At 41.4% G+C, this 24,997-nt stretch carries 24 protein-coding genes, 1 tRNA gene, 2 pseudogenes and 1 other annotated feature; of the genes and pseudogenes, 2 read left to right on the top strand and 25 right to left on the bottom strand.

What is annotated here, in order from left to right:
• Positions 1-10: 10 nt before the first annotated feature.
• From DW959_RS05535 to DW959_RS14515, 6 genes and pseudogenes are all read right to left on the bottom strand, one after another.
• Positions 11-97: transfer RNA gene (locus tag DW959_RS05535), tRNA-Ser, on the bottom strand.
• A gap of 137 nt (positions 98-234) precedes the next feature.
• Complete coding sequence (locus tag DW959_RS05530; protein WP_117807536.1) at positions 235-1,872, bottom strand: peptidoglycan binding domain-containing protein; 1,638 nt, start codon at positions 1,870-1,872, stop codon at positions 235-237.
• Between the two features lie 12 nt (positions 1,873-1,884).
• Entirely contained in the window at positions 1,885-2,256 is a 372-nt protein-coding gene (locus tag DW959_RS14530) for a hypothetical protein (RefSeq protein WP_243023347.1), read from the bottom strand.
• A complete protein-coding gene (locus DW959_RS14525) occupies positions 2,196-2,747 on the bottom strand; it encodes a metallophosphoesterase (protein WP_243023346.1) in 552 nt (183 codons plus the stop codon). Before DW959_RS14525 ends, DW959_RS14530 begins: the two co-directional genes overlap by 61 nt.
• An 11-nt stretch (positions 2,748-2,758) precedes the next feature.
• On the bottom strand, positions 2,759-3,154 hold the full coding sequence (locus tag DW959_RS14520) for a hypothetical protein (RefSeq protein WP_243023353.1): 396 nt from the start codon (positions 3,152-3,154) through the stop codon (positions 2,759-2,761).
• 45 nt (positions 3,155-3,199) lie between these two features.
• Positions 3,200-3,807 (bottom strand): annotated as a pseudogene (locus tag DW959_RS14515) (D-alanyl-D-alanine carboxypeptidase family protein); the annotation flags it as partial.
• Positions 3,808-4,196: 389 nt separating this feature from the next.
• Here DW959_RS14515 and DW959_RS05515 point away from each other — a divergent pair.
• The gene (locus DW959_RS05515; protein ID WP_021943918.1) at positions 4,197-5,225 is read left to right on the top strand and encodes a 3-deoxy-7-phosphoheptulonate synthase; all 1,029 of its coding nucleotides are present in this window, start codon (positions 4,197-4,199) and stop codon (positions 5,223-5,225) included.
• Positions 5,226-5,387: 162 nt separating this feature from the next.
• On the opposite strand, the gene DW959_RS05510 is transcribed toward DW959_RS05515, so the two are convergent.
• From DW959_RS05510 to DW959_RS05485, 6 genes are all read right to left on the bottom strand, one after another.
• Positions 5,388-5,714 (bottom strand): SCP2 sterol-binding domain-containing protein, encoded by a 327-nt coding sequence (locus DW959_RS05510; RefSeq protein ID WP_117807533.1) that lies wholly within the window; start codon positions 5,712-5,714, stop codon positions 5,388-5,390.
• A 15-nt stretch (positions 5,715-5,729) separates the two neighbouring features.
• Entirely contained in the window at positions 5,730-6,401 is a 672-nt protein-coding gene (locus DW959_RS05505) for a DivIVA domain-containing protein (RefSeq protein ID WP_117807532.1), read from the bottom strand.
• Between the two features lie 155 nt (positions 6,402-6,556).
• Entirely contained in the window at positions 6,557-7,003 is a 447-nt protein-coding gene (gene dtd, locus DW959_RS05500) for a D-aminoacyl-tRNA deacylase (RefSeq protein ID WP_117807531.1), read from the bottom strand.
• Positions 7,004-7,017: 14 nt separating this feature from the next.
• Positions 7,018-7,524: an acetolactate synthase small subunit gene (gene ilvN / locus DW959_RS05495; RefSeq protein WP_021943922.1), complete on the bottom strand. Its 507-nt coding sequence runs from the start codon at positions 7,522-7,524 to the stop codon at positions 7,018-7,020.
• A 13-nt stretch (positions 7,525-7,537) separates the two neighbouring features.
• Positions 7,538-9,262 carry a biosynthetic-type acetolactate synthase large subunit gene (gene ilvB, locus DW959_RS05490; RefSeq protein WP_021943923.1) on the bottom strand — a complete coding sequence of 575 codons (1,725 nt, stop codon included), beginning with the start codon at positions 9,260-9,262 and terminating at the stop codon, positions 7,538-7,540.
• A gap of 87 nt (positions 9,263-9,349) precedes the next feature.
• Positions 9,350-9,613 (bottom strand) — a binding site (T-box leader).
• Between the two features lie 160 nt (positions 9,614-9,773).
• Entirely contained in the window at positions 9,774-10,067 is a 294-nt protein-coding gene (locus tag DW959_RS05485; protein ID WP_226801011.1) for a DUF58 domain-containing protein, read from the bottom strand.
• A 341-nt stretch (positions 10,068-10,408) separates the two neighbouring features.
• Between DW959_RS05485 and asnB the strand changes: the two genes are divergently transcribed.
• Positions 10,409-12,265 (top strand): asparagine synthase (glutamine-hydrolyzing), encoded by a 1,857-nt coding sequence (gene asnB, locus DW959_RS05480; protein ID WP_117822618.1) that lies wholly within the window; start codon positions 10,409-10,411, stop codon positions 12,263-12,265.
• Between the two features lie 271 nt (positions 12,266-12,536).
• On the opposite strand, the gene DW959_RS05475 is transcribed toward asnB, so the two are convergent.
• From DW959_RS05475 to lepB, 13 genes and pseudogenes are all read right to left on the bottom strand, one after another.
• Positions 12,537-13,121, bottom strand: a complete 585-nt coding sequence (locus tag DW959_RS05475) for a dipicolinate synthase subunit B (RefSeq protein ID WP_117822617.1) — start codon at positions 13,119-13,121, stop codon at positions 12,537-12,539.
• A gap of 181 nt (positions 13,122-13,302) precedes the next feature.
• Positions 13,303-14,160: a dipicolinate synthase subunit DpsA gene (locus tag DW959_RS05470; protein ID WP_117822616.1), complete on the bottom strand. Its 858-nt coding sequence runs from the start codon at positions 14,158-14,160 to the stop codon at positions 13,303-13,305.
• Positions 14,161-14,255: 95 nt separating this feature from the next.
• The gene (locus DW959_RS05465) at positions 14,256-15,617 is read right to left on the bottom strand and encodes a D-alanyl-D-alanine carboxypeptidase family protein (protein ID WP_117822615.1); all 1,362 of its coding nucleotides are present in this window, start codon (positions 15,615-15,617) and stop codon (positions 14,256-14,258) included.
• A 54-nt stretch (positions 15,618-15,671) separates the two neighbouring features.
• A complete protein-coding gene (gene scpB, locus DW959_RS05460; protein WP_243860340.1) occupies positions 15,672-16,367 on the bottom strand; it encodes an SMC-Scp complex subunit ScpB in 696 nt (231 codons plus the stop codon).
• Positions 16,348-17,235 (bottom strand): segregation/condensation protein A, encoded by an 888-nt coding sequence (locus DW959_RS05455; RefSeq protein ID WP_226801012.1) that lies wholly within the window; start codon positions 17,233-17,235, stop codon positions 16,348-16,350. Before DW959_RS05455 ends, scpB begins: the two co-directional genes overlap by 20 nt.
• Before the next feature lie 62 nt (positions 17,236-17,297).
• Positions 17,298-18,769 (bottom strand): annotated as a pseudogene (gene spoIVA / locus DW959_RS05450) (stage IV sporulation protein A).
• Between the two features lie 143 nt (positions 18,770-18,912).
• Positions 18,913-19,914: an NAD(P)H-dependent glycerol-3-phosphate dehydrogenase gene (locus DW959_RS05445; protein WP_021943932.1), complete on the bottom strand. Its 1,002-nt coding sequence runs from the start codon at positions 19,912-19,914 to the stop codon at positions 18,913-18,915.
• A 51-nt stretch (positions 19,915-19,965) separates the two neighbouring features.
• Positions 19,966-20,643, bottom strand: coding sequence for a glycerol-3-phosphate 1-O-acyltransferase PlsY (gene plsY / locus DW959_RS05440; RefSeq protein WP_021943933.1), 678 nt, complete (start codon positions 20,641-20,643; stop codon positions 19,966-19,968).
• A complete protein-coding gene (gene der, locus DW959_RS05435) occupies positions 20,643-21,965 on the bottom strand; it encodes a ribosome biogenesis GTPase Der (RefSeq protein ID WP_021943934.1) in 1,323 nt (440 codons plus the stop codon). Before der ends, plsY begins: the two co-directional genes overlap by 1 nt.
• A complete protein-coding gene (gene pgeF / locus DW959_RS05430; protein ID WP_309295071.1) occupies positions 21,958-22,833 on the bottom strand; it encodes a peptidoglycan editing factor PgeF in 876 nt (291 codons plus the stop codon). The genes der and pgeF overlap by 8 nt, the downstream gene beginning before the upstream one ends.
• A 17-nt stretch (positions 22,834-22,850) precedes the next feature.
• Positions 22,851-23,222, bottom strand: a complete 372-nt coding sequence (locus DW959_RS05425; RefSeq protein WP_278286970.1) for a YraN family protein — start codon at positions 23,220-23,222, stop codon at positions 22,851-22,853.
• 29 nt (positions 23,223-23,251) lie between these two features.
• On the bottom strand, positions 23,252-24,025 hold the full coding sequence (locus tag DW959_RS05420; RefSeq protein ID WP_117807524.1) for a ribonuclease HII: 774 nt from the start codon (positions 24,023-24,025) through the stop codon (positions 23,252-23,254).
• Between the two features lie 61 nt (positions 24,026-24,086).
• The gene (lepB, locus tag DW959_RS15060) at positions 24,087-24,995 is read right to left on the bottom strand and encodes a signal peptidase I (RefSeq protein WP_309295072.1); all 909 of its coding nucleotides are present in this window, start codon (positions 24,993-24,995) and stop codon (positions 24,087-24,089) included.
• Positions 24,996-24,997 lie beyond the last annotated feature (2 nt).

Genomic DNA, 24,997 nt, shown 5'->3' with positions numbered 1-24,997 from the left:
TTTCATAAAACGGAGATAGAGAGATTTGAACTCTCGCGCCGGTTGCCCGACCTACCGCTTTTCGAGAGCGGACCCTTCAGCCACTTGGTATATCTCCTTTTCCTATGACTTTGCTATAATACCATTAATACACAAAATATACAACTATTTTTTATTTGTAAAATACGATTTCGCCTGTATTAAATGAGTTGTGCTCACAATATCAACCTGCTTTTTTCTGATAAAATAAACATCTTAATAATAACAGATCACAGGCATACCTGCGTATATATTTTCATAAATAACCGCTGCTTTCTGATATGGCAGATTAACGCAGCCATGCGAACCGCCGGAATAATAAATGTCTCCGCCGAACTCATCACGCCATGTCGCATCATGAAGCCCGATTCCACGATTAAAAGGCATCCAGAAATTCACCTTTGTCTCGTAATCTTCACCTCTGAGAACCGATGGTGATTCCTTATATGTAACCGAATATAATCCATCCGGTGTACCATGACCGTTCTTCACGCATCCGGTAACACAAGGGGAATCTGTGACCAGTTTTCCACTTACAATCAGATAAACATGCTGGTTCGACAGATCGACCTCTACATAAGAATAACCGATATCCCCGTATTTGTTATATGCCGCTCCTACCTGGGAAAACTCCGGTGTACGCTCCTGTGATTTCCCACTTGCAAGTGCTTCCCGCAAGCCCTTTGTCTCCGCTTCCACATCAATTGCCCATCCATAACGATTGCCTGTTTCTTCTACATATCTTCCGGTATAGGTCTGAAAGGTTCTCGTTGTTCCGACAGTATCATATGTCTCTGCAAGTTGTCTCACATATGCCTGAACCGATTTCTTTTTGAACTTCCATTTTCCGTTATCATAATAGAGCCAGCTGCCAAATGTTGATGCATCAAGCGTCCATGTTACACGATCAATGCTGTAGTTGATCTGAACCGCAAGATATGTTTCCAGTGCTTTTTTCCGGTCTGCGATCTCCGTACTGTCTGCCGTGATCTCTGCATTCTCATAACACGCTTCTTTATCAAGGTCTGTAGTAGCTTTCACCTGTTCAAGTGCCGTTTCTATCACTTCCTGCACCTTATCTGTATCCAGATAACTGCCTTCTGTCTCTGGTATGATAACCGCCTCGCTCTTTTCAACTACTACATAGGCATCCTTTGGCTTATTCATATTCTTTTCCTGCATACAGTCCTGATTTTTTAAGAACTGATACAACTTTTCTTTATCATATGTTACTTCGTAACTGGTTTTATAATCTTTCCGATTATCATTCAGATACAAAAACCACAGAAAGCCATTTTGTTTCTTCTTGATGCTTTTCTCATTGGAAACTGCCTGTATCGTCATATCGATATCTTCCGGACGGATCACAAATGATGCATGTTCTCTGCCGTTTACGCTTAAAGAATATTCACTCATATATGTATCGATCGTGTTTTTTACAGATTTTACTGTATGATAGGATACATTCTGTCCGTCAATATATGTATTCTTGTTAAAATGAAAACTAAACCAGATCGACAATGTAAGATAACAAAGTAAAATAACTCCGCCCACAGAAATTGATATAATAGCAGCGATCTTTTTTCCTTTTTTCCGTCTATCGATCTGTTCATAGACACTCTTATCGACAAAGACATCCGATGGTATGGCAGCAGCCGTGGCAGCAACCTCCGGCTGGTCTTTTGTTTCTATTTCTTGAGTCTCTGTCTGGTCTGTCTCTTTGACTGCTTCCATCTCAGCCCCAGTCTGCTCAGCCTCTTTGTCCGCCACGTTTTCGGTTTCTTTGTCTGCGCCGCTTTCTGTTGGCTCTGCTTCACTCTCTGTCTGCTCTACTTCTTTGTATTCCTCACTCATAATCTTCCCCTGTTATTCTCCTTCCAGATGGATCACGCATATCTCCGGTTTATTATTGACCCGGAACTTTAAAGTATGACCACCAAGTCCACCTGTTAAAATCATTTTTTTATTACGATATTCATACATACCCCGGTAATATTTCGGAAACAGCCGTACCATCGGTGATATCACTCCCCCCAAAAACGGAAGTATGATCATGCCCCCGTGTACATGACCGGATAACACCAAATCTGCTCCCCATTCCGCATAAACCGAAAAATAATCCGGGTTATGCGCCAGTAGAATCGTATATGCATCCTGATGCCTTGTTGGAAGAAGCTTCACCAGATAGTCCGTCTCCATCTTCTGAAGCCGGAATCTTCTGTAATAAGCTGCATCCATGTCAAGCCCCACGATCTGAATGTTGTCAGATGCCAGAGTAGCTCCTCATTTATAAGCCAATGAACGTAATTCTTTGTCTGTTCATACAGGCATTCCCATATATCTCCATACTGCTCTGTATATAAAACGGTTCGCATCTCATGATTTCCCTTTGAAATATAAACAGGGAATTCACTTCCAAGCTTTTGCAGAAGGTCTATCGCAACACCCGGTCTGACATCTTTCTTTCCGACTATAACATCTCCTGCAATCAAAACTGCATCAGGAGCAATCTTTTTTATCTCTTTTATGAGATCCTCATTTTTATCTCCGAATTCTGCATTATGAAGATCTGCGATCATCGCAAATGTAGCAGACTTTTTTATCCTTTTATCCGTGATTGTATAATGAGATACCGAAAGCATATGATTCTCCCGTCTGCTTTCGATCAGAACTGCGCACAGACAGATAATCGCAAATATACAGATGATACTGATAATATCGAATAACATTTTCTCTTCCTCTAGGAACGAAAGGCAAGATATAATACTTTTTTAAAGCTGTAGCCAAACGTCATTTTCTTTATATTTTCTGCTGCAACGACCTCGACTGAACCAAGGATACGACCATTGATTGAATATTCTATATGACCGACAACATATCCTTTTTTTATCGGTGCTGTAAGCGGTTCATCCTGAACCAGTATCTTCTTTACATCATCTGCCTTTTCCCCGCGAAGCAGAACGGATGAGAAGTCCGATACACTGTCAATCGCCAGCTCGTCACTGATACCATTTTCTATAGAAACGCTACGGGTGTCAAGTACATTTTCATCTTTATACAGATTGCAATTTGCATATCCATAATCTAATAGCTTGCAGGCCTCTTTATTTCTGATATCCTTTGTTTCAGCTCCCATGATGACTGCGATCAATGTAATGCCGTTTCTGTTCGCCGTCGCCGACATACAGTATTTAGCTGTCGCCGTATATCCGGTTTTAGCCCGGTTGCCCCGGTATACATATTTAGGAATTTATTTGTATTAGCAAGGTCAAATCTTGACTCTCCCCTTGCGGTTTTATGTACGATTGAATCCATCCAGATACCGGAATAATTCAGGATCTCAGGATGTTCGTCAATTAACTGTCTGGACATGATCGCAATGTCTTTTGCCGATGTCTCATGTCCATCTGCATCCAGTCCACATGCATTGACGAAATGTGTATGCTCCATTCCAAGTTCCTTTGCCCGGTCATTCATTCTCTGAACAAAGGCTTCCTCGCTTCCTGCCGTGAATTCTGCCATAGCAACTGCCGCATCGTTTCCTGATGCAATAATGATACATTTTATCATATCTTCAACCGTCTGCTGTTCCCCGGTCTCAAAGAAGCATTGTGAACCACCCATAGAAGCTGCATGTTCACTCACAGTTACAATATCAGACATCTGATAATCACCTGCCTTCATTGCCTCAAAAATCAGAAGCAGCGTCATTACCTTTGTGACGGATGCAGGTTTCCTTGCTTCATCTGCATTTTTCTCATATAATACCGTTCCTGTCGTTGATTCCATAAGGATACATGATTGTGATTCCAATTGAAGTCCGGACTGATCTGTCGCTATTTCATCTGTTGCTGTTCCATCTGTTACAGCAACACTATATATTACCGATTGGCCGATATGTCCGACTACAAGTGCTATTCCAAGAACCGTACCTGCAAATGCTCTGCCTATCCTCTTTCCCATTTTTACCCGTTTCAATAACATCCCTCTAATCTGTTCATTTATACAATTTATGCTTAAAAAAATGAATAAAGAATGTTTGTGTTGATATTTTTCTTTCATAATTAATTATATTCTGCTATAATACTACAGAATTATGCGCAATATGCGGTAATTTAAGAAATAATGACACTTTCGTCATTTATTAACTGGACAAATTATAACAGGAGGAAAAATCAATGAGTATGAAATTGGTCAAACGAGTACCAACCGGTGAAGAGATCAAAGAGTTATATCCTCTCTCACAGGAACTCAAAGACATTAAAGCAAAACGAGATGAAGAGATCAGAAAAATTTTTACCGGAGAAGACAAGCGATTTATATTTATAATTGGTCCATGTTCCGCTGATAACGAAGATGCTGTATGCGACTATCAGAACAGACTGGCAAAGGTTGCAGAACAGGTCAAAGATAAAATTCTTGTAATTCCACGTATATATACGAACAAACCAAGAACAACGGGTGATGGATACAAGGGGATGTTGCATCAGCCGGATCCGAATAAGGCTTCTGATATGTTAGAAGGTTTATATGCAATCCGTAAAATGCATATCCGCGCGATCAAAGAAACCGGACTCACAGCAGCAGACGAAATGCTCTATTCCGAGAACTGGCAATATGTTGACGACATCTTATCCTATGTAGCGATCGGTGCACGTTCCGTTGAGGATCAGCAGCACAGATTAACGGCAAGTGGAATGGACATTCCGGTTGGCATGAAGAACCCAACCAGTGGGGATTATACTGTTATGATGAATTCTTGTCTTGCTGGACAGCATCCGCATACTTTCTTATATTCCGGATGGGAAGCCCACACAGACGGAAACCCACTGACCCATTGTATATTAAGAGGTGCATTAAATAAACATGGTCGTTCCATCTCAAACTACCACTACGAAGATCTTCGTCTTTTATATGAATCATACCAGAAGTTCAATCTGGTAAATCATTCATGTATCGTTGATGCAAATCATAACAATTCAGGCAAAAAATTTGATGAGCAGCCACGAATCGTAAAAGAAGTTATCCACAGCCGCAATTACGATCCTGATATCAAAGAACTTGTAAAAGGTGTTATGGTTGAAAGTTATATCGAAGACGGTAATCAGCCGGTTGGTGGAGGATGCTATGGCAAATCCATCACAGACCCTTGTCTCGGATGGGATAAGACAGAACGTCTCTTAAAGGAAGTTGCTGATCTGTTATAAAAATCTGATACCATGTAATGCAATGATATCAAACATCTTTTAAGTTGAGATGTAATGCAACGATATCCAAGCTTCTTTTATAAATAAAGATGTAACACATCGTTTATAGCTATAAAGGCAAAAAGAAACCTGCCAGTTAATATCTGACAGGTTTCTTCTTTTTTACTCTTTGATGATGCGTGACAGGAAATTTCTTCCCAATGACACATCACCAGCAATATTTAATTTTCCTGTAGCATATGCATAAATCGGATCCATTACTCCATTTATCACCCGTTCCAGACTGGATATTGTAACGATAAACTGAACATTTCGTTGTTTATATTCCCCCGAAATGACCTCAAGTGTACCATCTTTCAAATGAATATAAAAATGTCCACTGTCACGTCCAATAACATCAAACTGGAAATAGGTATCATCCTGTAATCCATCTATGTTCCTATGTACTGATAATTTATGAAAATAATCGAGACATTCCCTATATGTCATACAAATCAGCCTGCTTTATAAGAATTCGAAATCGTCATCCTCATCGCCATCACCGATCAGAACCTGATTGCGTTTAACGCCTTCTTCGATTTCTCCTACGATTACTTCGTCTTCTTCATCCTCTGTTACAGCACTCTTCCCTGCAAATGCCTGTGGCTTGCTTTCCTCTTTTGGCTCTTCCTTTGGCTTCATCTTCAGCTTCTGAGGTTCTGCTGTTGTCTGAGACTTCATCTTCAGCTTTGTAATCGGATCAGCTTCTAACGCATCTTCATTGATTGATGAAGCTGTCGTGCTGGCTGTTGCTGTTACAGTACCGCCATTTGCCTTAAGCTCTTCCATCTCCGCTTTTAACTTTGCAAGTTCTGCCTTTGCATTGGAAAGAACTTCATTTGCACGTTTCTTTGCATCGTTAATGATTTTGTTTGCTTCACTGTTTGCCGCATTCTGTTCCTTTTTGGAACCCGGAGCAGCCTGCTCTAACTGTTTCTCTAATTCATAGATCTTTACACTATTCTCTCTGAGAGAATTCTGAGCCAGTTCATTTTCTGCTACAGCGGCATCATATTTTGCCTGTAATGAAGCAAACTCATCCGATACTTCTCTCATAAATGAATTTACTTCATCTTTATTATAACCAAAAAGTCCCTTTTTAAAGGTCTTTTCTTCAATGCTTTCCTTTGTTAACATTATAGCGCTTCTCCTTTACGTGTTTATTTAACATAACCTAAACTCAATTATATTAATTCTTTGTATGTTTTTCAAGAAATAATCGTATGTTTTTGAAAAAAATTTACAATTTTTCATGCAAGATATTCAATTTGGATCCATTCCCATGTATTTTTTTACATTTCACGGCTATCAAACAGGATCGTAAACGGTCCATCATTGGACAGATCCACTCTCATGTCCGCACCAAAAATACCGCTTTCTGTAACTGCGATTTTTTCCCTGCAAGCAGACAGGACATATTCATATAACGCATTTGCTTTTTCAGGGTTGCCTGCCTTTGTAAAAGATGGGCGGTTTCCTTTCTTACAGTCTGCACATAAGGTAAACTGTGATACGATCAGAAGCTCACCGTTTACATCTGTAAGAGAAAGATTTGTCTTGCCATTTTCATCCGCAAATATACGAAGTCCCAGCAGTTTACGGATTAATTTGTCTGCAGCTTCTTCTGTATCTTCTTCGAATACACCTACAAATACCAACAGACCTTTTCCGATCTTTCCTACCTCTTTATCATCTACTGTTACACTTGCATGATTCACTCTCTGAATCAGAAATCTCATAATTTTTATCCCCTTTAGCGCTCCGACATGCTGATTGCTTCTACTGCAACGCTTCCTCCACGGACAACCTCGATCCGATTTGGAAAACTCTGCTTGAATAACTTGATCGCATCATTGTTCTGATTTTCTGTCTGTAAACATTCCACCAGAATATTCTTTCTGTCATAGTCCGTGATCTTGAAGTTAAATGCATTTGCAATACGGAATACTTCATCCTTATCATCGGTATTACATTCTTTTACCTTGATGAATAAGATCTCTTTATTATGGATCGGAATATCCGTATAATCAACCACCTTGATTACTTCCACGCTGCGGTTCAACTGCTTCTTTACCTGTTCAAAAGTACGATCATCACTGGTAAAACTGATCGTCATTCTGGATACCGTCGTATCCTCTGTTTCTCCTACAGTCAGACTGTTCAGGTTATAGGATTTACCGGAAAACAGACCGGAGATTCTTGCAAGTACACCTATTTCATTTTCAACATATAAACATATCCATCTTTTCTTTTCACTCATCTGTCTATCCTCCTTAACAATCCATGATCATATCATTTAATGACTTGCCACCCGGAACCATAGGGAATACATTTGCAGTCGGATCAATATAGAACTCTATAACTGTAGGTCCCTTTGTATTTGCCTTTGCCTGCTCAAATGCTGCTTTGATCTCTTCTTCCTTTGTAACACGGATTCCAAGCGCCTCATAGCTTTCCGCCAGTTTTACAAAATCCGGTGTATATTTCGGACAGCATTTGTCAGGATTCTGGCAGTCATGATTACAGCTCTTTCTGTATCTCAGACAGGTACTGCTGTAACGCTTGTTGAAGAACAGCTCCTGCCACTGACGTACATTTCCAAGATAACCATTGTTTAAAATACAGATCGTGATCGGAAGCTCCTGTGCAACCGCAGTCGCCATCTCCTGAATATTCATCTGTACACCACCATCACCGGAAATGCAGATAACATTCTTATCCGGGTTACCGATCTTTGCCCCGATGGCAGCAGGAAGTCCATATCCCATCGTACCAAGACCGCCGGAGGTTAAGAGCTGGTTCTCACCGCCAAGTGCAATATACTGTGTTGTCCATAACTGGTTCTGTCCTACATCTGTAGTAATAATGAGATCGTCATACATCTCGTTGATCGTCTTAATGATCTTCTCAGGTGTAACACCTTTATAAGAATTCATGTTGATCGGATACTGTTTCTTCACTTCCATGATCTCAGCAACCCAATCGGATATATCTAATTTCTTTGCATATTTTAACATCTTCGTGATCGCAAGCTTTGCATCTGCTACGATTGGGATGTCTACCTCGATATTTCTGGAGATTGATGCTGCATCGATATCGATATGTATGATCTTTGCATTCTTTGCAAATGTGTCAATCGTACCGGTGATACGGTCGTTAAATCTGGTTCCGATTGAGAATAAGACATCACATTCCATGATTGCTTTATTGGATGCGAGATTTCCATGCATTCCGATATTACCAACATATAAAGGATGGTCCGTCGGAATTGCTCCCTTACCCATGATCGTAGTAACAACAGGGATTCCTGTTAATTCACATAATTCCTGCATTTCTTTTCTTGCATGTGCGATATTCACACCGCCACCGATCAGAAATACCGGTTTCTTTGCATGGTTTAATTCTGCCAGAGCCTTCTTAAGCTGACCAGAATGTACACCCTCTGATGGCTTATATCCTCTGATATTTACTTCATCCGGATATTCATCCGAACCCATTGCAAGCTGGATATCTTTTGGTATATCAACCAGTACAGGACCCGGCTTACCGGTTCTTGCGATATAGAATGCATTCTTGATAATTCTTGCCAGATCTTCTCTCTTTCTGACTGTTACTGCATATTTGCAGATGTTTCTGGTGATACCTACGATATCGACCTCCTGAAAGGCGTCGTTACCGATCAGATTCATCGGTACCTGTCCGGTAAAACATACCAGAGGAACACTGTCATAATTTGCTGTTGCAATTCCTGTAACCAGATTCGTTGCACCAGGCCCGCTTGTAACCAGACATACACCAACCTTTCCGGTTGATCTTGCATATCCATCTGCTGCATGAACAAGTGCCTGCTCATGTCTTGGAAGAATCATATCGATTCCCTCTGCATCGTATAATGCGTCAAATAAGTCGATCGCTGTTCCACCCGGATAGGCAAACAGTGTATCAACATGTTCTTCCTGTAATGCTTTTACAAACATCTGTGCTCCATTAATCTCCATAACCTATATCCTCCTTTAATTGTCATCCATATAAATTTCCAAAAAGAGCGTTTCCCATCCACTAAAAAAGCCCTAAGCCGTATATCAGCTTAGGGCGAATAATCATATCCGTGGTACCACCTAAATTCAGGTTCTTCCTGCTCTCATCCAATACTTACAAATCTTATCTGCGTTATATTGTATTCCTATAACGGGGAAATCCGTTGAATCCTACTCAGCACTTCTTATGAAGTCATGCTTTTCAGTCCACTGCTCGAAGGCTACTTCCATACATCCTAGCTGAAGATTCTCACCACCATCTTCTCTCTGGGAGCCGGTCCTGTATGTACTCCTCCTTGTCATTGCATTTGACATATAAACTGTTGTTACTTTAGCATAAATGAGAAAAAAAGTCAATGCGTTTTCTGGGAAAAATCACCAAAACACCTGCATCAAACATACAGGACAATCCCCTTTTCTAAACGTTCGATCTCAAAGGCTGCATCCCGGTTGGCATCATATGTAATAAAGATCACCTTTGCAAACCGATGAATATCATGACGGAATTATCATTTGGTGTATCCAGTTCTTTTACCATGGTCTTTCCCATCTTAGCTGACATTTTCCAATGAATATTTTTGATACTGTCACCTTTCATATATTCCTTGATCTGAAGGATCTCTGAAATATCATTTCCTTTTACATGCTTGTAATTCACATCATTCTCGCTCACAAGACTGCCTTCTACATCATACAGATCCATGGAACACTCTTTCGGATATTGATAAAACATACTATAACAGATTGATCTCCGTTGAATCATCATTATCATTATTGTCCTGATCACTGCTGGAATCTTCTGATTCTGAATCCTGATTATCGGAACCACTGACCGCACCGTTACCAATGGTACTGTTATCATCCTCAGAATAGAAGCCCGGTGTAACTTCAACCGGAATAAATCCAAACCCATTTCTTCTAATTTCTCGACATATGAAGCAAGCGTAACATCTGTAACACTTTGTGTTGATTTTACATCTGCATAAATATTTCTTTTTTATTTTGTATTTTTCGGCACTTTTGTTTTGTATTTTTCGGATTTCTTTTTCTGCATATTTTACTGCCCTGTTTCATACAATTATACGACGAAACCGAAACGAGTTATCTATGTGTTCTATTTCTGGATTTTATAATGTACATGGCAGATACCTGGAAACGCCCGGACATTTTCATGATATTCTGTCTGCCATGAATGCAAAGCAAAAGCATCGCGGGCCGGATGATGATGGTATTCTTCTGATGGATACATGCGGACTGTCTCATACAAGATTATCCATCCGGGATATCAAAGCCGGACTTCAACCCATGTCCCGCACTGTACAGGGAAGAACGTTCACTATCGTATTCAATGGAGAAATCTATAATACAGATGAACTGAAAAGGGAACTGATCTTACGCGGTTATTCCTTTTCCACAACATCCGATACCGAGGTACTGCTGTTTTCATACATATACTATGGGCCTGACTTTGTAAAACATATCAATGGTATATTTTCTTTTGCGATCTACGATCATGCCGAAGAAGCCATTTTACTTTACCGGGATCCATTCGGTGTAAAGCCTTTATATTATACCTTTTTATCTGACCGGACACTTGTCTTTGCATCAGAGCGAAAGGCACTGTTCTGTTATCCCGGCACATTTCCAAGACTGGATAAAAAAGGCTTATGTGAGATTTTTGCTCTTGGCCCGTCAAAAACACCGGGCTGCGGTGTCTTCAAAGGAATCGACGAACTAAAACCCGGTCATTATATCCGATATGACCGATTCGGCTGTTCCATCACTTGCTATTTTCGGATTCAAAGCATACCTCATACCGATGACTATCAGACAACCGTGGAAAAGACCTCTGATCTGTTAAACGCTGCAGTAAAACGACAGATCGTATCCGATGTTCCGATCTGTACCTTTCTGTCCGGCGGTATCGATTCCTCGATCGTCAGTGCCATCTGTGCGGAAGAACTAAAGAAACAGGGGCAGGTACTCGATACCTATTCCTTTGATTTTACCGATAATTCACGCTATTTTAAATCAAATGCCTTTCAACCGGAACAGGATCGGCCATATGTAGATCAGATGGTCTCTTTCCTCGGAACGAAACATCACTACCTGACCTGCAATATGGAAGAGCTTGCCGACCTGCTTTATGATTCCGTTCTTTCCAGAGATCAGCCGACCATGGCAGACGTTGATTCATCCCTGCTGTATTTCTGTAAGCTGGTATCTGAAAACAATAAGGTTGTGCTGACCGGGGAATGTGCCGATGAAATATTTGGCGGATATCCATGGTTCTACCGGGAAGATCTGCTTGCATCCGATACTTTTCCATGGATGACCGATCTTACACCGAGAAAGCAACTGTTGGATCCGGAATTTGCAGATGCCCTGCAGATGGATGACTATGTGAAAAATCTTTACCATCAGATCATCTCCGAGATTCCGGTGCTGCCGGAAGAATCCAATATCGAAAAATCCCGTCGCCGAATCGGTTACATGAATATCCGGATGTTCATGCAGACCCTGCTTGACCGTATGGATCGTACCAGTATGTATCATGGTCTGGAGGCAAGAGTACCATTTGCTGACATCCATCTTATGCAGTATGTCTTTAATGTGCCATGGAAATACAAATACCGAAACCAGACAGAGAAAAGCCTGCTCCGTCATGCCGCTGTAAATCTGGTTCCAAATGAAATCCTGTTCCGGAAAAAAAGCCCGTATCCTAAGACCTATAACCCGCTTTATGAAACGATCCTTGCCGACCGGTTAAGAGAAGTGATCCACGATCCTGCAAGCCCTGTCAACCGGTTTCTGGATAAAAAAGCAGTTCTACAGTTTCTGGAATCTCCGAAGGATTATGGAAAACCATGGTATGGTCAGTTAATGGCAGGCCCGCAGATGATGGCATACCTGCTGCAGGTCAACTACTGGTTAAAGGAATACCAGATTGCTGTTGAACTCTGATTTCTGTTTTATACCATAAATAAAATGCAGGCAGAAACTTGTGTCTGGTGAAATCCACAATGGTGTCCATATAAATAACATCGACATTCGCGTTATTTCGTTGCGAGACCCGCGCTAACTGTCAGCATCAAGCCCATGTCTGAACCCGTCAGGGTGAGTTTGGGCGACTGCTGACAAAATAAGTGCACGTGTCGAGCAGAAATGAAGCGAGTCGTGTATTTATATGGACACCATCGTGGTTTTTTCCGGGCACAAGTTCCTGCCTGCGTTATCACTTGTCACATAACACCGGCTGAAGCTGCTTCCCCTTTAAAGCCTCCTCTATCGTCTCCGGTATCATGGACAGTTTTCCGATCAGGGAATTCGGCTTCTTTACCGGATCATCCTGATAAAATGGAACAAAATAAATATTCTTCATATTCATCAGCATTCCGATATTCTTAAAATTCATCCCCATCGCATCATTTGTTGAAATGCTGATGATCAGCGGTTTATTATTCCTGATATGCGCCTTCGCTGCCATCAGCACCGGAGAATCCGTGATACCGTTACATAACTTTGCAAGTGTGTTGCCTGTACATGGAGCGATTACCAGTACATCCAGATATGCTTTTGGTCCGATCGGTTCTGCCTCCTGAATGGTAAAGATCCCTTTCTTCCCTGTTATCCTCTGAATGTCTTTTACAAAATCATCCCCTCTGCCAAATCTGGTATCGTACGTTGCAGACCGTTCGGAAAAGATCGGATATACCGATATTCCAAGCTTTGTCATTTCCTCTATCTCTATCTTTACTTTATCAAAAGTACAAAACGAACCGGTTATTGCAACGCCGCAATTGCACCCTGATAAACTCATATCTATAATCCTTTCCATTCAATACAATCCATAAAATCATTCTGATCCATACTGTTTTATCAATTCCAAGCTGTTGTGTCTGGTTCCAACTATTTAACAGAACCAGACAAATACTACTGCCTGACAATGATTTTATGTTTATTATAGTGTATGCAGGATCATAAATTATGTGACTGTTTTATCAAAGATACGACAAAACTGCCTCGCCCAGGATCTCACCGGAAGTTTTTGGCGAATACCGTCCCGGAATCCCCAGACTATGTTTATAACAGATTCCCTGCTCATCCAGATATGCAAAATCCGTTCCGCCCGGTTTGGATGCTATATCCAGAATAACAACATCCGGACGAAGCTTTGACAAGACTGCCCGATCAAGCACAGGCGCCGGTATCGTATTGTAACAGAAATCAAATGTATCCAGCTTTTCACAGGAAGCCAACTGATTCAACAATATCGTATGACAATCCCCCATGGCTGCCTTAATACAGGCCTCCACACTTCTGGCTGTAACCGTCACCTCCGCTCCCATACGAAGCAGCTTCTGTGCAAGGACACGCCCGCATCTTCCATAACCGGTAACCAAACATTTGCTGTTTTCTATATTGATATCACTCATCATAAAGCTTTCCGTGATCGCACCTTCTGCCGTTGCAACCGCATTTTTTAGTGCAACACAGTCATCCTTCATATAATCATGACATGGTATACCTGATTCTGCACAGGCTTTTGTCAGTTCCTGTGAGATCACGCCCCCACATACCAGACCAAAGTCCCCCACCATGAAAGCAAGTGCTTCTGCCGTAAGCTCTGAGCAGCCATTGATATGGATACCGTCCTTTGTAACCGGAACCGGAAGCAACAGCCCGGTTTCTTTTAATGTATCATCGGTCTTGAGATTTCCAATTATATCCTGTAATTTTTCTCCGGTATCTGCAAGTTCCGGCACCTTCCATGTAAAAACCGGATAGCCCTGTTCTTTTAAATATAAGACCAGATAGTGGCAACGCAGGTCACCACCCACTACAACAAACTGTTTCAAATAATAACCTCCCTGTTCTTTTCATCAATCTTATGCTCCATATTATATAGTAACCTGTCATCTGTTGCCCGTATACTACAACTATAATTCAACGATCAGGAATAATTTCTGTCAATATAATACTTTATGTACCCACTTATAAAATCCTTCCATGTCATTCCGGATATTGTTTCTGTAATAAATACCGGATAAATAGCATAGACCTTACCGTTAATTGACAGAACAACGGAACCAATCTGCATCCCGGTTTGCAACGGAAGTCCAAGTTTCTCCGGCATAATATACCGGACAGTGATCTGCTCATCTTCCCGCAGCAACAATGTTTCTGAAAAATTGCAGTCCCATGCGATCGTGTCCTTTTCTGCATCCTGCTGTTTTCTGTAATTGGGATCATACTGAATAGGAATGTTCGTTTTTTGCAGGATATCATCTTTTATGGTATGTTCCTGATAATGATCCAGTCCATAGTTCATAAGCTTTTTCGTATCTGCCCATTTATAGGTTTTATTCCCCGGCCAGCCGCATCCAAGCAAAGCTACGATGAACAGCTTTCCATCCCTTTCTAACGCTCCAACATAACAGTAACCGGCTGTTCCTGTAAATCCGGTCTTACCTGTCAGTGCTCCATCCATCATATTCAGAAATGCATTATGATTATTGCAGGTAAAGCTTCTGGTTCCTGCAAGATTGGTAAAAGAATAAACAGATGTTCTTGTGATTGTAAGAAATGTATCCTTTTCAGGTGATTCTTTAATGCAATACCGCAGGATCCGAGCCAGGTCAGCAGCCGTTGTTCCGTGTATCCCATGTTCATCCTTTGCATCTAAGCCATTTGGTGTAATAAAATGTGTCTTCATGCAGCCAATATCCTTTGCCTTCTGATTCATCAGCTCCGCAAATTGTTCCACACTTCCGCCAATATGCTCTGCGATCGCAACCGCACTGTCATTATGGCTTTCCAGCATCAGCGAATACAGAAGATCTTTTAATTTATATTCCTCTCCCTCTCTGATATTAAGCTGTACATCCGGCATCTTTGCTGCATAGGAAGATACGACCACCGTATCGTCCAGATCACCATATTCAAGTGCCAGGATACAGGTAAGGATCTTCGTCGTACTGGCATTTGCACGAACTTCTTCACCTGCTTTATCATACAGGATCCTGCCGTTTTCTCCATCCATCAAAACAGCCGACAGTGCATGAAGATCATTGTCTGTGATCTTTTGCTCTGTATCTACCTGAAGGGTATTACTGTTCTGTTTGCTGCGGTTATTCCAATGAACTATCCTTTGCAGCTGCGGCTGCATCACAAATGCTTTCGCAGGAATCACAGAACAGAGCAATACTGAAGCAACAAGGATCCATGCAAACAGAAAACCTGCGGGAATCTTCTGTCGCCTTCTTCCTGCAGGTTTCTGTTTTCTTTTATGATATTTGAAATATAACCCTAACATACGATCACCGGATATATTCTTTCTTCATAAAAATATATTCCGGATCTGTCGGTTTTATGACTCGTTATCCAGCCCGAGTGTGATCTCATTTGCCTCTTCCTGTGCTTCCTTCTTAAAGTCCTCGATCTTATCCGGACTGATCATCGGAAGCTCCTCTGTCGATGCAACGCCGAAGCTTCGCAGGAATTCCTCTGTCGTTCCAAACAGGATCGGTCGTCCCGGAGCATCCAATCGTCCAACCTCATCTACCAGTCCGTATTCCATCAGCTTATTGATCGCATGTGCACAGGAAACTCCACGGATGGCTTCAATCTCCGGTCTGGTGATCGGCTGCTTATAGGCAACGATCGACAGGGTTTCAAGCAGTACATCCGTCAGATTTGGTTTCTTTGGTGTACAGACAACCTTTGTCAGCACATCGTAGTACTCATTTCTGGTACACAACTGATATGAATTTTCAAGCTCGACCATCTTAATGCCCCGGTCAGACTGGTTATAAATTTCCAGCACCTCTTCCATCTGCTTGGACAGCTTCTTTGTCTCCATCTCCAGTGCCTTAGCCAGTCGATCTACTGACACAGACTCCCCAATGGAAAACAGGATTGCTTCAACTGCAGAAACCAGATATTCTGTACTGTATTCTTTATAAACTACCAGCTGTTCTTCTACATTTTCCTGTGTTATCTCATTTACTGTTGCTTCGTTCTCTTTTATCTCACCCATACCCATCTTATCCTCGTTCTGTCTCATTGGCTTCACCATCTGCCTGATGAATGGTTTCTGCTTTTGTCTCTATTGAATCCGGCACATCTGCATCTGTTTTATCTGTATCAGTATTCTGGCTGTTCAACTCATATGCAGCAATGTCATCTCTGGAATCAATGATAATCTCTCCAAATATCTCTTCCTGCCGGATCTGAATGGCTCCAATCTTCATAAGCTCTAATATTGCAAGAAATGTTACGATAATATTTGATCTCGATGCCTGCATTTCAAGCAGTGTCCGGAAATTGATGCCTGCAAGTCCGCGAACCTGTTCCCGAACCTCCGCCATCTTTGCTTCCAGTGAGATCTCCTCTCTCTCAATATTTTTGAACTTACTACGGATCGGATCTACCTTTTCAACCTGTTTCCGCATCACAGATTTGAAGATCTCGTTTAGTTTTTCCAGATTCATATCATATTCCGAGATCAAAGCAACAGGATCCACGACCGGCTTGAAATTTTTCACCTCTGCAGGAATGCTTTCTTTTTTATAAAATGCCTTTGCACCGTCAAACTCCAGATCTTTCAGCTCACTTGCCGCATATTTGTACATCTTGTACTCCAGCAATCTGCGGACAAGTTCCTCTCTCGGATCCTCTTCCTCTTCATCCTCTTCTGTCACCTTTGGAAGAAGCATCTTGGATTTGATACGGATCAGAGTCGCCGCCATGACCAGAAATTCACTCATAACATCCAGGTCTTCCTCTTCCATATGATTCACATAATCCAGATATTGCTCTGTGATCGTTACAATCGGTATATCATAAATATTTACTTTATTCTTTTCGATCAGATGAAGGAGCAGATCAAGTGGTCCTTCAAATACATTCAGTTTTACATCGATTGCCGACATATCGTCTCCCTTTATCCCATACAGACGCCATCAAGGTTTTTTCGCATCTGTTCTCTGTGTGCCTATATAATAATGCAGACCAGTCCGCCATTTCCATCATTTACGATCTTCTCCATGGTATCCTGAAGCTTCTGCTTGCTTTCTACATTCATCTTATTTGTCTTTGTATTTAATCCATCCTCTACAAGCTGCTCGATCGACTTGCCAAAGATATTCACATCCCAGATATCTTCTCCATTCTCTCCGGTGCTTGTTTTGATATATTCGACCAGATCCTCCGCCTGCTCCTTCGTACCAACGATCGGTGCGATCTCTGTTGTAATATTCGCTTTGATCATATGAACCGATGGTGCCTCTGCCTTGATCTTTACTCCATATTTGTTACCTGCCTTGATCAGCTCCGGTGTTTCCAGTGTAATATCCTTCTTTTCCGGCATTACCAGACCATAACCGCCATTTTTCACACTGTCAAGTGCATTTATAACCCCATTGCAGAACTTTTTCTTTTCTGCCATATCTTTGATCTCTGTAATAAAATCATACTCATTATGGATCTCTGTCCCAAGCATATCGGAAAGCATCTCATAATAATATCTTCCATAGATCGTAACCTGAACACTTAACGAACCATCTGCAAGATTTACATTGTTATATGTATACTTTTCCACATATTCATTTTCCGGAAAAGCAAAATGAACCATATCATATATGTGCTGATTGCTGTTCATGATGTCCATGGCATTCTCGATCACACTCTTTTTGATCTTATTGTCATTCTCGGATACCTCCAGCCACTTTGGTATCACAAAATTAATACAGGTGATCGGAAAACTGTACAGCATCGAAGTAAAGATCGCATTGATATCATTTCTGCTCAACTGATCACAGTTTACGGGAAGAACAGCAACACCATATTTATCTACCATCGTTGCTGCAAGCTCTTTTGTTTCATTTGCTCCCGGCCGATTTGAATTCAACAGGATCACAAACGGCTTTCCAATAGCTTTTAATTCCGCTATCGTTTTCTCTTCTGCTGCAAGATAGTTTTCTCTTGCCAGATCGCCAAAGCTGCCATCACAGGTCACCACGATCCCGATTGTTGAATGACTGTTGATCACCTTCCTGGTTCCGATCTCTGCCGCTTTTGCAAATGGAATATCATAATCAAACCATGGAGTCTTGACCATCCGTTCTTTTCCATCCTCCATCTGACCTTCCGCTCCATCTACAACATAGCCAACGCAGTCGATCAGCCGGACACGCATATCGATCTCATCATCTACCGGATCTCAACGCCTTCTTTGGGTATGAATTTGGGTTCTGTCGTCATAATCGTCTTACCGGACGCAGACTGTGGCATTTCATCCAGCGCAATCTCACGGTCATTCTCATCTTTTATATTTGGAATGACCATCATTTCCATAAACCGTTTGATAAATGTTGATTTTCCGGTTCGTACCGGACCTACAACACCTATGTAAATTTCACCATTTGTTCTGGCATTGATGTCGTTGTACACATTAAAGCCTCCCATATATACCTCCTGCATTTCTTACACATTTTCCGTTTCTGCTCCTGTATTTGTATCATAAAAAATGGAAATACAAAATCTGTTTCCTATGTAAAGATTATCATATAAGTAATATATGAAAGAGCTTTTACAAGTATGTCAAAAACTTACTCCTCTACAGATATCTCTGCCTTTCTGTCTCTGGTAAGCAGATCCACAACTGCTTCACGGGCAGGCTTGCCCTCGAATAATACCTTATTTACCTCTTCAACGATCGGCATATCGACTCCGTACTTCTTTGCAAGCTTCAGTGTCGCCTTTGCAGAATATACCCCTTCTACTACCATCTTGACCTCAGCCATTGCTTCTTTGTAGCTCTTGCCCTGTCCGATCAGATAACCGGCATTCCGGTTACGGCTGTGCTTGGACGTACAGGTAACGATCAGATCACCCATACCGGATAAACCGGCAAGTGTCTCTACATGTGCTCCCATCGCAGTTCCGAGTCGTAAGATCTCTGCCATTCCTCTGGTCATTAACGCTGCCTTCGTATTATCTCCAAAACCAAGACCATCCGTAATTCCTGCAGCCAGCGCAATAACATTCTTAACAGATCCGCCAAGTTCGATTCCGGTTACATCTGTACTGGTATACACACGGAATACATCATTCATAAACGTATTCTGGATCAATTTAGCTGTATCCATATCGCGTGCTCCGGCTACTACTGTTGTCGGAATACCAATACCAACCTCCTCTGCATGGCTTGGTCCGGAAAGAACTGCAACCTTTGCTCCAGGGATCTCACTCTCGATGATCTCTACGATCGGAGTCAGGGTTGCCTCCTCAATGCCCTTGCTGACATTGACGATCAACTGATCGTTTGTAATGTAAGGCGCGATCTTCTTTGCTGTGCTCCGGATAAATGGGGACGGAACTGCACAGACGATCATTTTTTTCCCTTTTATCGTCTGTTCCAAATCTGTTGTAAATGTGATTGTTTCATTCAGATGAACACCTGGAAGACGGTCCCTCTGCTCCCTGTATGTGTTCAGCATTTCAATCTCTTTTTCATCAATGGACCAGACGGTAACATCATGCCCATTCCCCGCCAGCAGGTTTGCAAGTGCAGATCCCCAGCTTCCTGCTCCTAAAATACCTATTATCATACTAAATACCTCTCCATCTTTATAACTTTGTGGTCGATATAATTTAACATACTATGCCTGTTCTTCTGTTGTCTTATTTCTTCCCTTTAAAGAGAATTTATTCTCTGTTCCTTTGATCAGTCTGACAATATTCTGTTTATGACGATAGATTGCAAGCAAGGTAATAAGTCCTAAAACAATGCAGCTTTCAAGTTTCATCGAATCGGATGTAAAACCATAAGAACCTGTATATGCAAATATTGTATAGGAAACTAAAAGTCCCAGGACAAGGCAGATAGAACCTACGGATACATATTTGGTTACAACCACACAGAATACGAATAATCCTAGTTCAATAAGCGCAACTCTCCAATCCAGTAAACCGATTGCGATTCCGGATGTCGCTGCAATTCCTTTACCACCTTTAAACTGCATGTAAAACGGAAAATTATGTCCAAGTACAACGCCTGCCGCTGTATAGATTACAAACAAATATACGTTTTCAATGCCAAGAGCATTCATGATAATATGTGTGATGCTGCATGCGATCACTGATTTAAACAGATCACCAAGGAATACAACTGCTCCAGCCTTCTTTCCAAGTACACGGAGTGCATTCGTCGTTCCTGCATTACCACTTCCATATTCCCTTATATCAATACCATGTAATTTACCGTAAATATAGCTTGTCTGGATGATACCAAAGAAATATCCTCCAACCAGACATATGATTCTCGCCAGTACTAACATTATTTTTCTTTTCTCTCCCTGATAATAAATTTTAAAGGTGTTCCCCGGAAACCAAATGCTTCTCTGATCTTGTTTTCAATATAACGTGTATAAGAGAAATGCATCAGTTCTTTATCATTTACGAATATAACAAATGTAGGCGGCTTAACAGCTACCTGCGTAATATAAAACAGCTTCAGACGTTTACCTTTATCTGTAGGCGGCTGCTGCATCGCAACTGCTTCTGTCATGATCTCGTTCAATACACCAGTCGCAACACGAAGCGAGTGATTCTCGATGACAGCATCGATTGTTTCAAATAATTTCGGAAGTCTCTGTCCGGTCGCTGCCGATACGAATAACAGCTCTGCATAAGGCATATAAGACAGCTTTTCCCGGATCTCCTTTGTAAACTTATAAATGGTCTTGTCGTCTTTTTCCACAGCATCCCATTTGTTTACAACGATGATCATACCTTTTCCACGTTCATGTGCAATACCTGCGATCTTCGCATCCTGATCTGTGATACCCTCTGTTGCATCAATGACCAGAACCGCTACATTACATCGTTCAACAGCCGATACAGTACGGATGATACTGTAACGCTCAATATCTTCTTTGATCTTGCTCTTTCTTCGAAGTCCTGCAGTATCAATAAACACATACTCCGTTCCATTTCTGACGATTTCGGTATCGATCGCATCTCTTGTCGTTCCGGCAATATCAGATACGATCACACGGTTTTCACCCAAAAGCTTATTGATGATCGATGACTTACCTACATTCGGCTTACCGATAATGGCAATTCTAGGTCTGTCATCTTCCTCTTCATTTTTTGATTCTTCATCAAAATGAGACACAACTTCATCTAACATATCTCCGATTCCAAGTCTGGATGCACCGGATATTGGAACAGGATCGCCCAGTCCGAGATTATAGAACTCATATACATCATTCATATATTTCTCAAAGCTGTCCACCTTGTTTACAACAAGGATCACCGGCTTCTTCGATTTACGGAGCATCTGGACTACCTTATGATCATCGTCCACAAGTCCCTGTCTGACATCTGTCATAAATATGATAACATCAGCAGTCTCAATGGCGATCTCTGCCTGCTCCCGCATACTTTTTAAAATAATATTGTCGCTTTCCGGCTCAATTCCACCGGTATCTATGATCGTAAAATTATAATCGAGCCAGCTCACATCTGCATAGATTCTGTCTCTGGTTACGCCAGGCGTATCTTTTACAATTGAAATTTTCTCTCCTGCCAGTGCATTGAACAGGGTAGATTTACCTACATTTGGACGTCCAACGATGGCTACTATCGGTTTACTCATTTACGTTTCCTCCGTCTGCTGTCGATTTCAGCATGATAACAGCTCCCAGATTGCCACGTTTCCCATGGCTCGCCCTGTGTGAAAACAGGAAATCCGGATTGCAGCATGTACATATGTCGGTTACATTTATATGGTCAGGCAATATACCTGCACCAGTCAGATTATAATAATTTGCCCGGTGTAAATCAAGCAAATACTTACCATTTCCAATTTTTTTTGTCATTTTATCATACTGTTCCGGTAAATAAGCATCCTGAAATGCCTCAGCTACATCCTCGCTTACCTCATAACAGTTCTGACAAATAGACGGTCCGACCGCACAGATCAGATCCGAAGCCTCACATCCATACTCTTTATTCAAAGCTTCGACCATATGGAGGCTGATGTTCTTAACAGTTCCGCGCCAGCCGGAATGATTCATGGCTACAACCTCTTTTACAGGATCATAGAAGAAGACCGGTACACAGTCCGCATAAAACGTGATCAATGGCAAATCCTTTACATTCGTCATCAGACCATCTGTTTCCGTTATATCCGATTCTCTTGTGATACCTTTTCCGGCATCTTCCTCTGTTATTTTACGAATCACAGTTTCATGTACCTGATCAGAAAATACCAGTCGTCTGTAATCATATCCGACTGCCTGTGCCAGCCTCCTGTGATTCTCCATAACTGCATCCATATCATCTCCACGATGAAAGCTCAGGTTCATCGTAGAATACATTCCTTCACTGACCCCACCAAGTCTCGTTGAAAATCCATGAACGATCCCCGGCAGTTCCAGATTCTTAAATACAATATACGGAACTCCGTTTTCCTCTTTTATCTCTGTTGTCTTATCCTGATTGATATATGTTATGTTATACATTTTCATACCTCATAACCTTAATAATATCCCTGATAAGGGAAAGCATCTTTCATATGATGGATCTCATTCTCCGCCACCGCAACCACATCGAATCGTACCGGTGTATTGTAAGGATCATATCCATATCGTTTCATATAATACAGGGCTACCCTGCTGATCTGACGCTGTTTGACAGGTGTTACCGCCGCCTCCGGCGATCCGTATCTGCTGTTGCTCCGATATTTTACTTCTACAAATATCAGATACCCATCTTTTGATACGATCAGGTCAATCTCTCCGGATGCGACCCGGTAATTTCTCGCAAGTATCCGGTAACCTGCATCTTTCAGATATGATGCAGCCATCTCTTCATATTCTGTTCCTTTTTTTCTTGTATTATAATGGTCGATACAGTTGTTCTCCTTTTTCTGTCTATCTTCTATTCTTTCCAGAAATGTGTGATAAAAGATCTTCTGTGGATCTCACATGGTCCAAGTAATTTTAATGCTTCTATATGCTCCTTAGATCCATACCCCTTATTCTTTGCAAATCCGTATCCCGGATATATCTCATCATAAGAAACCATCAGACGGTCTCTTGTTACCTTCGCTATAATACTAGCGGCAGCGATCGAAGCAGATTTTGCATCTCCTTTTATGATCGAAACCTGTGGGATCTCTACCTCCGGTATCTTAACCGCATCGTTTAATAACAGATCTGGCTGAACCGTAAGCTTACGGATTGCAATCCGCATGGCTTCATAATCTGCATTTAAAATATTGATCTGATCGATCAGCTTCTCATCCGCCATACCGATTCCGTAAGCAACCGCTTTTTCTATAATCTCATCATATAATTCTTCACGCTTCTTTTCAGAGAGCTGCTTGGAATCATTCAGATACAGAATATCACAATCCTTTGGCAGGATCACAGCCGCCGCTACTACCGGACCTGCCAATGGGCCACGACCTACCTCATCAATTCCACAGATATACTGACAGTCAGCATGCTGTCTCTCATATTCAAACATATGCTCCATCCGGTCGAGCTCTTTTTGATATGCTGCAATCCTCTTTTTCACTGAAAGGATCAGTTTTTTTACACCCTCACGGTCATCCTCTGCATATTTTTCTATTACTTGTTTTACTGCATTCACATCTGCATTTGAAAATTCTGCTTTAATCTCTGTTATGCTTTTTCTTTTGTTCTCCATCTCATCCTCATATAGCATAAATGGCTGTTGTTTCTTACACACAGCCATTTATCTGCACTTATTATTCTTCTTTATTCAGAAAACCGAAGCCTCCGGTAAACCGGAATACTGCTTTCCCCACAAATTTATTCTTATGGATATTACCGACATCCGACAACCGGCTGTCCCGGCTGTTATTCCGGTTATCACCCATAACGAAATACTCATCATCACCAAGTGTGACCGGTTCTGCCGCAAGCCCTCTGTGATTTTCTTCTATGACTTCTTTTCCATAATCTTCCTCCAATGGTTCATCATTGATATAGATCACACCATCTTCATCAATATATACGGTTTCACCCGGAAGTCCAATGATACGTTTGATATAATAGGTATCATCTTCTTCCTCATATGGAAATACAACAATATCAAAACGTTCCGGATCTTTAAAATGATAGGACAGTTTATCGATCCAAAGGCTGTCACCATTATGAAGGGTATCATTCATGGAGTCTCCGCTCACCTCTGTACGCTGTCCAACATATGTAAGGATCAACCAGCATACTGCAACGATCGCCAGAATATATAAAGCGAGACTGATTAAATCTTTTACGATATTGATCTCTTCTTTCTCCTGTTTCTTCTTTTTCTTGTCTTTTTTCTTCTTTTTTTTCGACTGTTCTTCTTCCTCCAGTACATGAGTATTGGAGGATGCATCTGAATCAGCAAAATAATTCGTTACTGTTTCTCCGGCTTCATTTACAACATCAGACGCTGCTTCATTCTTTTCTTCCGTCTCTGCCTGCTCCGAAGGAATTGTTTCTGTTTCTTCCTTCTTCTGCTCCGGATCTATTCCCTTTTTCTTTAACTTTGCAAGCTGCTTTTCACGCTTCTTTTCAAGCTTTTCAATCTCTTTTTCCCGTGCTTTTTTTGCGGGATCATCGTCAAATATAGCATTCAGTGCTTCCACACGTTCGTTATCATCTTTCATAT

It is taken from the genome of Clostridium sp. AM46-21 (genome assembly GCF_003480025.1).
In the GTDB taxonomy this organism is placed as follows: Bacteria; Bacillota; Clostridia; order Lachnospirales; family Lachnospiraceae; genus Coprococcus; species Coprococcus ammoniilyticus.
This window is presented reverse-complemented; position numbering and strand designations above follow the sequence as displayed.

What these genes read in the sequence shown, in the direction of transcription:
- DW959_RS05530 (WP_117807536.1), bottom strand. Translation starts at nt 1,872, where the DNA reads ATGAGTGAGGAATACAAAGAAGTAGAGCAGACAGAGAGTGAAGCAGAG.
- DW959_RS14530 (WP_243023347.1), bottom strand. Translation starts at nt 2,256, where the DNA reads ATGGATGCAGCTTATTACAGAAGATTCCGGCTTCAGAAGATGGAGACG.
- DW959_RS14525 (WP_243023346.1), bottom strand. Translation starts at nt 2,747, where the DNA reads ATGTTATTCGATATTATCAGTATCATCTGTATATTTGCGATTATCTGT.
- DW959_RS14520 (WP_243023353.1), bottom strand. Translation starts at nt 3,154, where the DNA reads ATGGGAGCTGAAACAAAGGATATCAGAAATAAAGAGGCCTGCAAGCTA.
- DW959_RS05515 (WP_021943918.1), top strand. Translation starts at nt 4,197, where the DNA reads ATGAGTATGAAATTGGTCAAACGAGTACCAACCGGTGAAGAGATCAAA.
- DW959_RS05510 (WP_117807533.1), bottom strand. Translation starts at nt 5,714, where the DNA reads ATGACATATAGGGAATGTCTCGATTATTTTCATAAATTATCAGTACAT.
- DW959_RS05505 (WP_117807532.1), bottom strand. Translation starts at nt 6,401, where the DNA reads ATGTTAACAAAGGAAAGCATTGAAGAAAAGACCTTTAAAAAGGGACTT.
- dtd (WP_117807531.1), bottom strand. Translation starts at nt 7,003, where the DNA reads ATGAGATTTCTGATTCAGAGAGTGAATCATGCAAGTGTAACAGTAGAT.
- ilvN (WP_021943922.1), bottom strand. Translation starts at nt 7,524, where the DNA reads ATGAGTGAAAAGAAAAGATGGATATGTTTATATGTTGAAAATGAAATA.
- ilvB (WP_021943923.1), bottom strand. Translation starts at nt 9,262, where the DNA reads ATGGAGATTAATGGAGCACAGATGTTTGTAAAAGCATTACAGGAAGAA.
- DW959_RS05485 (WP_226801011.1), bottom strand. Translation starts at nt 10,067, where the DNA reads ATGATGATTCAACGGAGATCAATCTGTTATAGTATGTTTTATCAATAT.
- asnB (WP_117822618.1), top strand. Translation starts at nt 10,409, where the DNA reads ATGTGTTCTATTTCTGGATTTTATAATGTACATGGCAGATACCTGGAA.
- DW959_RS05475 (WP_117822617.1), bottom strand. Translation starts at nt 13,121, where the DNA reads ATGAGTTTATCAGGGTGCAATTGCGGCGTTGCAATAACCGGTTCGTTT.
- DW959_RS05465 (WP_117822615.1), bottom strand. Translation starts at nt 15,617, where the DNA reads ATGTTAGGGTTATATTTCAAATATCATAAAAGAAAACAGAAACCTGCA.
- scpB (WP_243860340.1), bottom strand. Translation starts at nt 16,367, where the DNA reads ATGAGACAGAACGAGGATAAGATGGGTATGGGTGAGATAAAAGAGAAC.
- DW959_RS05455 (WP_226801012.1), bottom strand. Translation starts at nt 17,235, where the DNA reads ATGTCGGCAATCGATGTAAAACTGAATGTATTTGAAGGACCACTTGAT.
- DW959_RS05445 (WP_021943932.1), bottom strand. Translation starts at nt 19,914, where the DNA reads ATGATAATAGGTATTTTAGGAGCAGGAAGCTGGGGATCTGCACTTGCA.
- plsY (WP_021943933.1), bottom strand. Translation starts at nt 20,643, where the DNA reads ATGTTAGTACTGGCGAGAATCATATGTCTGGTTGGAGGATATTTCTTT.
- der (WP_021943934.1), bottom strand. Translation starts at nt 21,965, where the DNA reads ATGAGTAAACCGATAGTAGCCATCGTTGGACGTCCAAATGTAGGTAAA.
- pgeF (WP_309295071.1), bottom strand. Translation starts at nt 22,833, where the DNA reads ATGTATAACATAACATATATCAATCAGGATAAGACAACAGAGATAAAA.
- DW959_RS05420 (WP_117807524.1), bottom strand. Translation starts at nt 24,025, where the DNA reads ATGGAGAACAAAAGAAAAAGCATAACAGAGATTAAAGCAGAATTTTCA.
- lepB (WP_309295072.1), bottom strand. Translation starts at nt 24,995, where the DNA reads ATGAAAGATGATAACGAACGTGTGGAAGCACTGAATGCTATATTTGAC.